Annotated in this window: 13 protein-coding genes; 5 read left to right on the forward strand and 8 right to left on the reverse strand. The window is 47.7% G+C overall.

The features are described 5' to 3' along the window. Window positions 1–100 precede the first annotated feature (100 nt). On the reverse strand, window positions 101–943 hold the full coding sequence (gene yghU, locus AELLOGFF_RS15800; RefSeq protein ID WP_159269892.1) for a glutathione-dependent disulfide-bond oxidoreductase: 843 nt from the start codon (window positions 941–943) through the stop codon (window positions 101–103). A gap of 182 nt (window positions 944–1125) precedes the next feature. Continuing rightward, complete coding sequence (locus tag AELLOGFF_RS15805) at window positions 1126–2019, reverse strand: DMT family transporter (RefSeq protein WP_159269893.1); 894 nt, start codon at window positions 2017–2019, stop codon at window positions 1126–1128. Window positions 2020–2387: 368 nt separating this feature from the next. Between AELLOGFF_RS15805 and AELLOGFF_RS15810 the strand changes: the two genes are divergently transcribed. After that, window positions 2388–3251 (forward strand): hypothetical protein, encoded by an 864-nt coding sequence (locus tag AELLOGFF_RS15810; protein WP_159269894.1) that lies wholly within the window; start codon window positions 2388–2390, stop codon window positions 3249–3251. 60 nt (window positions 3252–3311) lie between these two features. On the opposite strand, the gene AELLOGFF_RS15815 is transcribed toward AELLOGFF_RS15810, so the two are convergent. From AELLOGFF_RS15815 to AELLOGFF_RS15840, 6 genes are all read right to left on the reverse strand, one after another. Further along, the gene (locus tag AELLOGFF_RS15815) at window positions 3312–3908 is read right to left on the reverse strand and encodes a tRNA-uridine aminocarboxypropyltransferase (RefSeq protein ID WP_159269895.1); all 597 of its coding nucleotides are present in this window, start codon (window positions 3906–3908) and stop codon (window positions 3312–3314) included. A 118-nt stretch (window positions 3909–4026) separates the two neighbouring features. Continuing rightward, window positions 4027–4818, reverse strand: a complete 792-nt coding sequence (locus AELLOGFF_RS15820) for a DUF2894 domain-containing protein (RefSeq protein ID WP_235035766.1) — start codon at window positions 4816–4818, stop codon at window positions 4027–4029. A 3-nt stretch (window positions 4819–4821) separates the two neighbouring features. Further along, the gene (locus tag AELLOGFF_RS15825) at window positions 4822–5469 is read right to left on the reverse strand and encodes an OmpA family protein (RefSeq protein WP_159269897.1); all 648 of its coding nucleotides are present in this window, start codon (window positions 5467–5469) and stop codon (window positions 4822–4824) included. Window positions 5470–5471: 2 nt separating this feature from the next. Next, entirely contained in the window at window positions 5472–7568 is a 2097-nt protein-coding gene (locus AELLOGFF_RS15830; RefSeq protein ID WP_159269898.1) for a DUF802 domain-containing protein, read from the reverse strand. Next, entirely contained in the window at window positions 7568–8353 is a 786-nt protein-coding gene (locus tag AELLOGFF_RS15835) for a DUF3348 family protein (protein WP_159269899.1), read from the reverse strand. Before AELLOGFF_RS15835 ends, AELLOGFF_RS15830 begins: the two co-directional genes overlap by 1 nt. A 210-nt stretch (window positions 8354–8563) precedes the next feature. Further along, entirely contained in the window at window positions 8564–9340 is a 777-nt protein-coding gene (locus AELLOGFF_RS15840; RefSeq protein WP_200842759.1) for a glutathione S-transferase N-terminal domain-containing protein, read from the reverse strand. A gap of 190 nt (window positions 9341–9530) precedes the next feature. Here AELLOGFF_RS15840 and AELLOGFF_RS15845 point away from each other — a divergent pair, with 190 nt between their 5' ends. From AELLOGFF_RS15845 to AELLOGFF_RS15860, 4 genes are all read left to right on the forward strand, one after another. Then, the gene (locus AELLOGFF_RS15845) at window positions 9531–10805 is read left to right on the forward strand and encodes an NADH:flavin oxidoreductase/NADH oxidase family protein (protein WP_159269900.1); all 1275 of its coding nucleotides are present in this window, start codon (window positions 9531–9533) and stop codon (window positions 10803–10805) included. A gap of 29 nt (window positions 10806–10834) precedes the next feature. After that, on the forward strand, window positions 10835–11167 hold the full coding sequence (locus AELLOGFF_RS15850; RefSeq protein WP_159269901.1) for a rhodanese-like domain-containing protein: 333 nt from the start codon (window positions 10835–10837) through the stop codon (window positions 11165–11167). Between the two features lie 287 nt (window positions 11168–11454). After that, a complete protein-coding gene (locus AELLOGFF_RS15855) occupies window positions 11455–12387 on the forward strand; it encodes an alpha/beta hydrolase (protein WP_159269902.1) in 933 nt (310 codons plus the stop codon). Next, entirely contained in the window at window positions 12384–13235 is an 852-nt protein-coding gene (locus tag AELLOGFF_RS15860) for an SDR family NAD(P)-dependent oxidoreductase (protein WP_159269903.1), read from the forward strand. The genes AELLOGFF_RS15855 and AELLOGFF_RS15860 overlap by 4 nt, the downstream gene beginning before the upstream one ends. Window positions 13236–13240 lie beyond the last annotated feature (5 nt).

Here is a 13240-nt window from a genome sequence, read left to right on the forward strand (position 1 = left end):
CAGTGAAAATACATATCAGCAGTATATTTTTCTATTAAGCTAACTGCCGACATGCAATCCTAGTATACAAACTCATTCTCAACGCCTAATTATTAAAAAATCAGCTAAAGTCAGCTGAGCTATGACGCTCCACCATTTGTTCGTCCTCTGCCCCCCAAACTCGGTTGACACGACGCCCACGTTTAACCGCCGGACGCTCAGCAATCAAATTCGCCCAGCGAATCACATGGGTATATGACGCCACATCGAGAAACTCAGCTGCCTCATAGAGATAACCTTTAACCAATGCGCCATACCAAGGAAAAGTCGCAATATCAGCAATGGTGTAACTATCACCACAGAGATAGGTATTTTGTGCAAGATGTTTATCTAACACATCTAGCTGTCTTTTCACTTCCATACTATAACGATCAATGGGGTATTCAAATTTTTCGGGCGCATAAGCATAAAAGTGACCAAAACCACCCCCTAAAAATGGCGCGCTACCCTGCTGCCACATAAGCCATGATTGACATGCCGCTCTGCTAGCAATGTCGCCGGGGTAAAATGCATCAAATTTCTCAGCCAAATACAGTATGATCGCCGCAGACTCAAAGACACGCTGGGGGGGATTTAAGCTGTGATCAACTAAAGCAGGAATTTTAGAGTTAGGGTTGATATCCACAAACCCACTGCCAAACTGCTCGCCCTCGCCAATATTAATCGTGTAGGCATCATACTCTGCAGCACTGATCCCCAACTCCAATAACTCTTCTAACATCACCGTGACTTTTACACCATTTGGCGTTGCCAATGAGTACAGCTGCAATGCATGCTCACCAACAGCAAGGTCTTTATCATGGGTCGCACCGGAAATTGGTCTATTAATATTACTGAATTTTCCACCACTTTGATTATCCCACTTCCACACCGCCGGCGGGGTATAACTATTAGAATCTGACATTAATATAGGCTCCCATTATCTTGGACGAAAACATCATCACTACAGCGTAATCTGATTAACTCGCCTAAATCAGACACCACAAGATTAACACTGTTACATAGTAATCAAACTTTTCACTAACAGCCATTCAGCTTACAAACATCAAAAGCATTCCTGATAGCGACACCGAGCACGCGCAGCCCCTAGCCATCCCGGGCCAAGCCTCTAGGGATACGCCAAAATCCTTGGTGAACCGCCAGTGCCAGCAAAATCAAACCACCACCCAGCAATATCGCTGGTGACACGACCTCATCAACCAATACCACGCCAATAAACACCGCCACAATGGGAGAGATAAACGGAATCAATGATACGGCTTCAACGGCCATGTGTTTGAGCAAGGTGTAATACGCCACAAAACCTACCAAAGACGCAAACAAAGATAGATATAACAATGAGCCTAATGACACCGAACTAAATCGTGGCGGTTCAAAACCAAACAAAAACACCCAACTTAGCAGCAAACCTGGCAGAGCAAAGGCCATCGCCCCCAAGGCTTGTTCCACAGGGCTAACTGTCATGGTCACATTTAGTTTCTTTACCCACAGCGCGCTGGCCGAGAACAATACATTTGATAACAGCATCAAGCCAATCCCTATATAGCTATCCCCCGTCACGCTTACGTCGTCCAAGACTATGCACAGCAGGCCCAAACACGCCAGTACAATACCAAGTACTTTTCGTGGCTGTAACAAGCGCTCACCTAGAATAGGTCTAGCTAGCACCGCTGTAAAAAACGGCGTCAACCCAAATAACAAGGCAACCAAACCTGAGGATAAATAACCTGCGGCAAAATACACCAAGGCCATATTAGGAAACACACTAATCGACGCTGCAAAATATAATTTCCAGTGTCGACGTATTCTAAGTCCCGAAAATCCGGCTAAGGTAGAAATAACGCTGCCGACGGCGAATGCTAAGGCAATCCGCATGGTTAGGCCCGCTATGGGCGACAGGGTGTCTCCGCCGAGTTTTATTGCCATCNGTGTCGTCGCCCAAATAAATATGACCAAAATATAGGTCAACCGTACAAGCATAATAATTTACCTAATTGCCTGCCGAGACATTTACCTGAAGCCACAAATGAAAAAGGCCGCAGGGTGTGGTCTGCGGCCTTTGAGAAATATTGATTTTTTAAATTAATGCATCAATTTTCAGCCACAAAACGCCCCACCCAGCGCAATGCAATATTGCGTTTGGCTGCGGAGAATATGACAGAACAAGTGAAGCACTTCATTTTGAATTTTCAATTTAATGTAAAGATCGTCAACTATAGGAGAAGAGCAGTAGCGAGCGCAAGAAATAATTCACCCTCTGTCAAAATACCTTCATCGACTAGTCACATTGTTTACTTACATTAGCACCCTCTTATCTTTTCCAAAATAAAGTAGGACACTCTTTTTAAATGAAAAAATTATTCATGCTCAGCGTATTGACAGCAGCCACTACGGTATCAGCGAATCCAGATGTAACCTCTAGAGAATATAAGCTGATGCTTCAGCCATCACTTTTTGCCTACAACACCGAAAGTACTGACGTTGATGATTTCATCGATGATGCCGAGACAGCCATTGAAGCGGCAATAAGTCGCAATGTGAGCGGCTCTGCAACACTCAGCAAAGTGCGTGATGTTAAATTTTTTGATACCGATGGTAGTTGCATACTTCGCGATATCGGCTACTCATTTCGAGAGCGCATTGAAAGCGGCGACTCAGAGGTCACGCTGAAGTTTCGTAGTGAAGATCGCTACATATCTGACTTTGAAGATCTATCTGCCAGCAGTGGATCGGCAGAAACAAAATTAGAGTCAGACATTGGCATTGCTAGCAGCGCTAATTTTGTTATTCAGTATAGCCATTCAACTACCGCACCCAACACCCGCACCATTAACGAAATGGAAGATATCAATGATCAGTTCCCAGGTTTTGATAGCGATTATGGTTACGCAAATAGCATTGACCTAGATCTAGTTGGAAACCTGACTATTCGCGAGCATGTCTACAAAAATGTCGACATAGACCTAGGCTCCATAGACGCTGAGATTTCCGTAACATTGTGGTACAACGGTGCGCCAACAGGTTCTGCCACGCCTGTCGTGGTAGAAGTGTCCTTCAAATATCAAGACAACAGTGCTGACTATACCCAGAAAGTGGTTAACCGAGCCAAACAAGCATTTCTGGCATTACAAGATTTAACCGCATGGACGGACCCTGCGTCCAAAACAAAAACACGTTTTGCATACGAGTATGACGCCAGCTTTTGTATTTAAATGCTACCCAGCGCCAACTAGGCCAACGCGCCTAGCTGACGTTCCCTTTTTATAATGTACTCACCGCGAATAATTTTTTTGGTAGGTAAGCTCACCCATCGCCTGAATTTGAAAATCTATCATTTTATAAAAAGCCGGTAAAATCACACTGTAATCCTGCCCGGGTAGCAAGCCATTGAGCGCGGTAACCGCCGCTTCAATTGTCGAAAGACCATCCGCTCGCGGTGATTTTCTTATTTTATATTGAGATATTTCCTCAATATCTAGCGCCATATGAGGTAGCGTTTTCAACCAAGGGTTTAAGTGCATTAAGCGAGCGACTTTCCGCCACGTACCATCTAAGAGAATAATATTTTTAAACTTCGCACTACTGATTTCATTCGCTGCAAGCGCATTCTCTGAAGGAAAAACAAGCAAGGTATTTTCTTGCCAAGCGCGGTCAAACAAACTATCGGGATCAAAGGTTTCACCGACGACTCGCCGCGCCCCAACAAGAGATTTTTCCAATAAAGGAGCAGAGGAAAGCGCATGCTTTGCTTCCTTCACATCCTGTAAAATAAATACCTTATAGGGCTCGCAGCTCATGGTTACCAAAACATCACACAAGCAGGTTTTAAGCGGTCGCTCACAGCGGGGACATATCACTCGCTTCCCCATTATCGCTCCTTCATATTATCGGCTGAGACTCACCACAGTGATGACCATCCAAGCGTAAAAAATAGAGATACGCTAATAGTAATGGAAACCAGAATGTAGCACAGGGTTAATCGCCACCTTATTTTTTCTTACTCGATTTTCGCGGTTTTTTTGCAGGCTTTGCCGGTGCCGGCCGCGCTACGGCTTGCTCAAGCCAAAATAACGCATCCAAGTAATTAACGTATCGGCTAAGGTACTGTGGAGAAATGTCACGCATTGCGGTTAAGGCTTTAATGGCTAGCATTTGAGGGTTCAGCGGCCCGGGGCTGTCTGGCCCCTCTTGAATCGCTAATTCTACTCGTCGCTGTAATTCTCGCCGCTGCTGAGAAACTTGCATAGTCTGTATAGACTGCAAAGATCGGCGTCCAGTGGCCGCATCGTCTCCGTCCTCATCTTGGGCAAGACTTTGAGAATATAGGCCATCCGTCAAACTCTGCGCTTCCTGCACGCGCAACTGCCGCTCCAAGGTTGACGACGCCGGCGAATCGAGCTCAGCTTGTTTATTATTAAGTATTGCCTGCAGCTCGCGCAGTGCCGTTACAGTCTGAGTACGCTCTGGAGTAAGTCGCACACCCTGCCCCGATAACAGCATCGAAACCTCGTGATAATGCCCCGCGTGGAAAAGTGCCTCACCTTGCGCTAATTTACTCTCAGACAAACACCCTAGTGCTTTTTTAGCTTCAGCCTCATAATCAGTACGATAACGCTGTAATGCATCTAGAGCTTTTTGCTCTAAAAACACCTGCACCGGTTTCCGCGCCCGTTCTGCACGACCCAACATCGACTCAAGATAACGAAAACGAGCTGGGCTAAAACAATGTGCATTCGCCTCCCGCATGTTCATTAACTCTTGCCTGAGCTCAACCAACATCACCTACGGAGCCTTCTGATTCGCATTTTGTGCCCGTGGCACAGGCGCCATTTCTACACGCCGATTTTGCGAGCGGCTGTCACTATCACGATTATCCACCACGGGTTGCTGGGCACCAAAGGCTGCGGCAAACACCATATTTGCCGGCATTCCTTCGTCAATCAAAGCACGTGTTACTGTTAGCGCACGCTGTGCCGATAACTCCCAATTATCACGAAACTGCAAATTCCCCTTTTGAATAGGTAAGTCATCGGTAAAACCACTCACCATTAGTAGCTGCTCGTTCTCGCCTAAATACACCTGAAGTGGCGCACGCAAAGTATGCAAAAGAGCCCGCCCTTCCTCCTGCAGCTCTGCCGAATTCAGTGAAAACAAAACACTGCCACTAATGCCTATTTTGCCATCGCGCAAGGTCACTCGCCCCGCCGCCAAAGGGTCGGCCAAGGCTTCCTCTAAGGCCTGACGACGCTGCTCAGCCACCTCACGCTTTTGTATTTCTGATTCTAAAGATTGCGATAGCTCAAGTTGAAACCCTAGCGCCCACACCAATAACAATACAAACACACCGACTAAGCCGGTCATTAAATCGCCAAAGATAGCCCAAATTGGCGGCTCTTGATCTATCCCATTATCGAGCTCAGATGCACTCACCGCTACTCGCCCTCTTCTGCAACCGCATGACTGGTTATGGCCTGCAACTGACGAATAATATCTTGGTGAGATAACATATTGTGATCAATAATTTCACGCGCCTGTGCAACGTAATACGCCATTTGCTCATCACTTCGCTCACCGCTACCCTGCAAACCCGACTCGACTTTTAACAATGTCTCGATAAGGCCGCTATTGGACTGGCTAAACTCATTTACTGCTGTGGCAAATGTATCACCCAGGCTGGCCAACTCCGCACTACTACCCTCAAAGTGCGCAACAACATCTGACAGTTTGCTGGATTCTTTTTCTACATTGTCACCAAAACGCTGACCAATATCCGCAAGCAAGTTAGATGAATTTGCCAAGATATTTTCCACCGCTTCTCGCTGGCCTGCTGCCGACATCTGCAGGGACTCTGACAAGCTGTTTAACTGAACCATTAACTCGCGGCGCTCATCTAGCAAGCTATTGTCGCGCTCGATATTGCCGTTCATCTCCTCGCGTAATTTCGCCATGATCTCTGCAGCGACACGTGGTGTTTCAGAAGCTGAATCAATTAGTCGCGCCATTGGCTCTTCTAGTGCTTTGGCAAGACTCGCCAAATGTTCTTTCACCGCTGTTTGCAATTCAGCCAAACGCGCCACTGCGGCTTGGCTACGCTGCTCTTCTTGCGCTGTTAAACTGTGCAGCTCACCGCTTATTGCTGCGGTCATATCCGTCATTCGCTGCTGATATGCCTCAAACCAGCGACTTTCACTCTGTTGCCGCTCAGCGACGAGTGCTTCGGACGTAGACACCAGCTTGCTAAATTCCGCTATCAGCTCCTGAGATCCAGCACGGGCGTTAACACTTAATGCCTCGGCATTGCTGCGTAGCAAGTCGGCACTCTGATCAAACACCGCCGACCAATTAGCAAGACGCTCTTGCTCAGCGGTCTGCTGCCGTGCGACCCAATCCTCACTCACCGTATTAAAGCTGGCGACTAAGGACTGAGAGCTAGAGGCAAACTGCTCGGCAAGCTGGGTAAAGCGATGATCGATGGTACTTAATAATGTCTCATTGCCCGTTTGCTGGCTTGAAATGGCCCGCTGCCATGCCTCACTAAACGCATCAGTTGAAGCCACATGACGCTCATCTACATGCTGCAAATGCGCTTCGGTTGCTACAGTAAGGTGTTGTTGATTTGCTTGCATATCAGCCCGTAAATCACGAACAAGGGTAGCTATGACTGGTGCAATATGCTCCCCGGCAATACGCCCGCTGTCTGCCAAACTTTGCTTTAAACTTGCATCAACAGAGTTCGCCAGCTCTTTATACTGTGCTTGAGTGGCGCCATGAAACTGCTCTTGATTCTTTGTTAGCGTTGCCGCCAACTCGCCGCCCATACGTCCCAGCGTGTCAACTAACACGGTCAATTGCTGCGCAACCTCCGGTAATACCTCTGCCTGAGATTGCATGGCCTGATAACTTTGGCGACGCTGCTGATTTAATGAGAAAGATTTAAATACCGTATTCAAGGAGGCGTCTAATTCACGAGAGATCTGCAAGCGCTCTCGCCGGCTTAATGTAGAAATCAGCCCCAACATTGCCGATGCACAAACCCCTGCAACTGACGTTGCAAAGGCCATACTTAAACCTTTAATGGGCGCCGCCAAACCAGCGCGCACCGCCTCCAGCTCATTACTTCCTTCTAGTGCGACCACGGCACCCTTTAAGGTGGCCACCATGCCAATAAAGGTTCCTAGCAAGCCCAGCATCACCAATAAACCGATAATATATGGACTCAATACCGGAGCCGGTAATCTAATATACTCTCCCTGTATTCGCTGACGCACGGCATTGCGAAGAACGCTGGGAACCGTCGACAACCAGGTTTCAATATCTTGTAGCGTGTCATCGACACTTGCGATAGCCACTCCCAATGCGGTGCTAGCTTGTTGGTAGCGCAACAACTCCGCAAACCCCATTGCATATGCCGCGGCAATAAGCACAGTGACACCTAAGGCCAGAACATTGCTACCGACAAACGCCGAAGCCATCCACACCACCACCAATGCACCCAATATAAACGCCGCCACCGAAATTATTCTTGTCATTAAACTTTCTCTACTTCCATTTCTAAGGCTTCTACCAAACCGATTATTGGCATCAGTCGCAATTCTAGTTCAGCTAACAGCAAGGCCTGCATCTCTCTAATAAAACGGTCTAGCCATGCGCCTTTTTGCAGCCAACGGTCAATATCGTCTTGCCCTGAAACAGCGGCAGTTTCTATTTCAGAGGGATTTTCATGATCCTGACGATATGCCAAGTTCAAGCCATAAAACCGCTTAGCAAGTAAATGAGGGATGCCGGCGAACACGCGTCGGCTAAACTCTGCCATCGTCTCCGCCATAGTGCCATCCAATGTTGCTAGCTGAGCCAAGTTTGGCGAGCAGCCCGTCATAATGAGTTGTAACTGCCGCCGCAAAATCACTATTTTATGGTCCATCTCACTTTGATGCAGTGAGTAAAATCGTTGATAAGCAACAAAACCCGCTTCTGGGTCCGCCAAGGTATCTCGGTTGGGGCGCGGCAAAATCAAAGACGATGTACTTTGGCTCGCTCCCTCTTGCCCCTCCATCACAAAGCTATCAACAATAAACCTTAGCATTGTCCCGCGAGCTTGCATAAACACGTCATGTGGTTCTTCTGTGCTCTCTAGTCGCGTGAACGGCTTTTTCTTCAAACCCCGCAGTGATTCAGCCAAGACAATCGCATCTGACAAGCTAATCAACTCACCCAGCTTGTCAGCAAACTGGCAGTGGCTTAAGCCTCCGTCCACCACCGCCATCTCAAGCAAAACGCGTTGCAGTCTAGAGCTTGTTATCGAAATTGGATTCATAACATCCTTATCAGAGACGGAATCACACCGCTAATGACGACATAAATGCCGCTTTAAGATACCTACTTACACTGCCAGATAGGAAAATCTGATTTACAGAAATGACAGGGAGCTAGCCGTTTTTGGCGACCAATTATCGCTATTTTGCTGCTAACTTCAAGGATTAGCGATCAAATAGCCAGCCCCCTCATTACCGCCAAGGAGAGATTATCACTCCCCCCCGTAACTATTCCGCAAGTAAGTCATGATCTCTGCGGATTCAAACATAGCCACATCGGTATTAGGATCAATCAAGTATGGGACTTGTGACCGCCCCGTTAACTCTCGCAAACGCAGCCGATTCGGGCTGGTAATTGGCGCATCGGAAAACCAGCGCGAGCGCACCTGCGGTGGTCCCATTTCTTGCCAGCGCGACTTTGCAAAATTACGCAGACGATAAGGCAGCTCAAGCTCGGTCAAAAGCTCACGAACCGGTCTTGAGTAAGGACTAGATTCAAAGCTGTACAATTCTAATGGCTTCTCAGGCGCGATTGACGGCGCGGCATTCATACCACGAATACGACCAACTGATCGCGCTGCGGTTGCCGCCATCGACCCTGCGAGTGCAATTTTTGCCCGTAAACCTCTAGCAGAATGACCATTAGCACTGCGGTAATGCTTGTATAAATAATCAATGATATCTGCAGACTCTAATACGTGCTCTCCAGTATTGGGGTCAAATAACAGAGGAAATTGGCTAACACCGCTGATATCTAGAGCATCGGGCCTAAAACGCATTCCACCCACAGGGCATGGGTATATCAGCACATCAATATCTAACTCACACAGCACTTCTCTAACCAGACGGCAATATGGGCAGGCCTCGATATCATACAAAATCAACATTTGCTCAGGCTGCCGAGTCTTATGGCCCGTAAATGCCGCTGTACCTCGCCACCCTCGCGCCGAACTTGCCATTACTGAGCTCAATAATTCAAACATCGCCATTAGGTCTCCTAGATAAAATCATTTATGGCGGCAGCATACGCAAATTATGTCGTATTAGGGCAATATTAATATTTACGACCAAGATAGTGTGTATTAATAACAATGATGTATAAAATCACACCGCTAAGAAAACGTTAGAACCTACGATTGCATACAGCTCACCCTTAAACTCGCAAGGATCCACCCAAATATGCCTTTATTAACAGACCCACTGGAACTCCCTTGCGGTGTAATACTACCTAACCGATTGTTAAAATCCGCCATGACGGAAGGCCTTGCCAATATCAACGATCAAGCTACCCCCCGCTTGTCTGCACTATACAAACGCTGGGCCGAAGGTGGCACCGGCACCTTACTAACAGGCAATGTCATGGTCGATCGCCGTTTTCTTGAACGGCCGGGCAATGTGGTTATTGATGGTAATGGCGGTGAAGCGGCGCTACGCGACTGGGCAACAGCCGGCACCTCAGCAAACAACCAATTATGGATGCAGCTAAACCATCCCGGCCGCCAGTGCCAGCGCCAAGTGGCCGCTCAGCCGCTAGCACCGTCCGACGTAGGCATTGACCTTATTGGCATGTTTGGCCGCCCCAAAGCGATGACTGAAATTGATATTCGCCAGACAATAACCCGCTACGCCAAAGTAGCCGCTACCGCCAAGGCTGCAGGATTTACCGGGGTGCAAATACACGCAGCACATGGCTACCTCATCAGCCAGTTTTTATCGCCTTTGGCAAACACCCGCAGCGATCAATGGGGAGGTTCTCTTGAAAATCGCGCGCGATTCTTACTCAGCACCGTTGCCGAAGTGCGAGCAGCAGTTGGGCCCAGCTTTGCCATTTCAGTTAAATTAAATTCCGCCGACTTCTCTAAAGGCGGCTTTAGCCACGAAGACAGCCTACAGGTTGCTCAATGGCTATCCGAAGCGGGCATTGATTTACTCGAGGTATCTGGTGGCACCTACGAAAAACTGGCACTCATGGGTGACGAAAACGACAAGGACGCTGCAGAATCCAGCCAACATCGCGAAGCTTACTTCCTTAAATACGCCGAAGGTATTCGCAAAGTCACCCAGATTCCCCTCGCCATCACTGGCGGCTTTCGCAGCCACGCGGCGATGCAACAAGCACTAGATAGCGGAGCCTTAGATGTTATTGGTTTAGGCCGTCCACTTTGCTCACAAGCCAATGTGCGGCCATTATTGGCAGGCCAACAAGCGAGCCTACCGAACTGGGAATGTAAGCTGCAACTTGGGTCTGGCTGGCTAGGGCCAAAAAGTAGCAATCAAAAAATACGCACACTTAATTTCGGCGCCGCCACCCAGTGGTACTATCGCCAAATCATCGACTTAGCTGAAGGGCGAGAGCCCAATACTCACACAGGGCTCATTCGCGTCATGCTTAAACATATGGTGGCAGAACGAAAATCGGCAATAAAACGGGCAAGACACCAAACCCAGAGATGATTTTCTGTATATAAAGGGAGAACCTAGCCATGCGCTTGATCAATATTAAATCGATTTTTTTATATTTATTCATCGCGAGCTTCTGCGCATCGTCAAACGCAGACCCAGTTTGGATTGATGTGCGCAGCGCTGCGGAACATATGATCGATAGCATCGAAGGTGATACCCGTATATCACATGATCAAATTGTTGATGTCACCAAAAAATTGCACCCTGATCTAGACACCGAAATCAATCTGTATTGCCGCAGCGGAGGTCGAGCCAGCAAAGCTAAAACCGCACTGCTGGCCGCAGGCTATACCAATATTAATAATACCGGCAGCATCAATGATGCTCGTCAAATAAGAGGCATAACGGAATAATACGATCATAACTAATTTTATTGGCTACACCGCGGGTAATAAATCAGACTTACTTTAACAATGGCAGTATCTTCACAATTAATACTGCCATGACTGGGATAAATACATTTAATCTCTAGGGCTGCTAAGCTATCAGTCTCGTTCGCATTTGCTTGCCAAAAGAATACAAGCCCATGGCAATATGAAAAGTAAGAGTGCAGGAATCTACAGGCAATGCGCCTCTTTTATAAAAGCTAGGCAAATTACTTTAATACAAAAAAAATAATGATTAAAAATGGAGAATCCACATGACTACGAACAACCAGGCCGTTCGGCTTGATGTAGATTTTGACAGCAACGGTACACGCTGCAGTGCCTGGCATTACCTTAGTCAGTCGCCCGAGAAATCAGCCCCCTGTATTGTCATGGCTCATGGCTTAGGAGGCACCCGTGAATGCGGTCTAGCGCCCTACGCTGAGCGGTTTTCTGCCGAGGGCTATCATGTGTTTGTTTTTGATTATCGTCATTTCGGTGACAGCGATGGACAACCCCGCCAACTGCTAAAAGTGGATTACCAACTCGCCGACTGGCGTGCAGCCATCGCCTATGCCCGTCAACTTGATGGGGTGAATCCCGAGCAAATTATACTCTGGGGAACCTCTTTTTCTGGCGGACATGTACTCAGTATTGCCGCAGAAGATCACCGGCTGGCTGCCGTTTCGGCGCAAGGCCCCATGGTGGACGGGCGCGCTGCAAGCTTAGAAATATTAAAGTACGCCGGCCCGCTACATCTTGGCAAACTCAGTAGTTTTGGCATTATCGATCAGTTACGCGGCACATTAGGCTTAACACCAAGCTACATCCCGCTTATAGCCAAACCAGGCAAGCTTGCTGCAATGAGCAGCCATGATGCCCTAGACGGTTATCATGCCATCACCAACCCTGGCTGGCGAAATGAAATGAGCGCACGGACGGTACTCGTACTGTCTTTATATAGACCTATTAGCAATGCGAAAAAAATTCGCTGTCCCAGCCTAATTCAAGTCTGCACAAATGATACTGTCGCACCAGCTAAATCTGCCATTAAAATGGCCAAACGCATGCCGACCACCGCCACACTAAAATGCTACGACATTGGCCATTTCGATATCTACACCGGTGAAAATTTCGACACGGGGATAACAGACCAATTGACGTTTTACCAAACTGCTTTACAAAACGCTCGTGGACTCAAACTATGACAAGCCAGCCATTGCAAAACAAAGTTATTGTTATTACCGGCGCAAGCGGCGGCTTTGGTGCGGCATTATGCTCTGCCCTATACCAGCGCGGAGCAAAGCTGGCTTTATTGGATATTGATGACACGGCATTGGCTCTACAACTAAAAAACTTTCCAGACCCAACGCGAGCTAAAACATGGCACGCTAATGTGTGTGATGTGAATAGTTTACGACTCGCAATGGACGCCGCCGCAGATTACTTTGGGGCTATAGACATTGTTATTGCCAATGCAGGTATAGACTTAATTGAACCACTCACCGCCACCGGTGAGGATAGCTTTGAACAAGTCATAGATATTAATTTGAACGGTGTGTGGCGTACTTTTCGTGCAGCCTTACCTCATGTAAAAGCCAGCAGCGGTTACTTACTGGCCATTTCATCCATGGCTGCATTTGTACACTCCCCTTTGCAAGCATCTTACACAGCAAGCAAAGCCGGTGTATGGGCACTATGTAACAGCATTCGTGTGGAGCTGCGGCAGTACGGCGTGGATGTTGGCACCCTACACCCCACCTTTTTCAAAACACCGTTACTAGACAATATTTCAAATAATGCCGCCGGCACGTCACTGTGGGGAGCACATAAAAAATTCCCATTTACAGCGGTAAGCATAGAAGACGTTGTCAATGCGGCAATTAATGCGATTGAAAACCGCAAAGAGATCGTCACCGTTCCCCGCGTGAACAAAATGATTGCTTACGCGCCCGGTTTGTTTCGCAAGTTTGTTGAGCGCATTGGTTTTAAAGAAAACAATGTTCGCCAAGCAGTTGCTTTTGCAGAGCAAGCCCGCCGTCATAAAGACGACTGAGCCTG

Origin of the sequence: Zhongshania aliphaticivorans (assembly GCF_902705875.1) — a bacterium.
Lineage (GTDB): Bacteria > Pseudomonadota > Gammaproteobacteria > Pseudomonadales > Spongiibacteraceae > Spongiibacter > Spongiibacter aliphaticivorans_A.

Coding starts and splice junctions, on each gene's coding strand:
- yghU (WP_159269892.1), bottom strand. CDS start 943: ATGTCAGATTCTAATAGTTATACCCCGCCGGCGGTGTGGAAGTGGGAT.
- AELLOGFF_RS15810 (WP_159269894.1), top strand. CDS start 2,388: ATGAAAAAATTATTCATGCTCAGCGTATTGACAGCAGCCACTACGGTA.
- AELLOGFF_RS15860 (WP_159269903.1), top strand. CDS start 12,384: ATGACAAGCCAGCCATTGCAAAACAAAGTTATTGTTATTACCGGCGCA.
- AELLOGFF_RS15815 (WP_159269895.1), bottom strand. CDS start 3,908: ATGGGGAAGCGAGTGATATGTCCCCGCTGTGAGCGACCGCTTAAAACC.
- AELLOGFF_RS15855 (WP_159269902.1), top strand. CDS start 11,455: ATGACTACGAACAACCAGGCCGTTCGGCTTGATGTAGATTTTGACAGC.
- AELLOGFF_RS15850 (WP_159269901.1), top strand. CDS start 10,835: ATGCGCTTGATCAATATTAAATCGATTTTTTTATATTTATTCATCGCG.
- AELLOGFF_RS15830 (WP_159269898.1), bottom strand. CDS start 7,568: ATGACAAGAATAATTTCGGTGGCGGCGTTTATATTGGGTGCATTGGTG.
- AELLOGFF_RS15840 (WP_200842759.1), bottom strand. CDS start 9,340: ATGGCGATGTTTGAATTATTGAGCTCAGTAATGGCAAGTTCGGCGCGA.
- AELLOGFF_RS15845 (WP_159269900.1), top strand. CDS start 9,531: ATGCCTTTATTAACAGACCCACTGGAACTCCCTTGCGGTGTAATACTA.
- AELLOGFF_RS15835 (WP_159269899.1), bottom strand. CDS start 8,353: ATGAATCCAATTTCGATAACAAGCTCTAGACTGCAACGCGTTTTGCTT.
- AELLOGFF_RS15820 (WP_235035766.1), bottom strand. CDS start 4,818: ATGTTGGTTGAGCTCAGGCAAGAGTTAATGAACATGCGGGAGGCGAAT.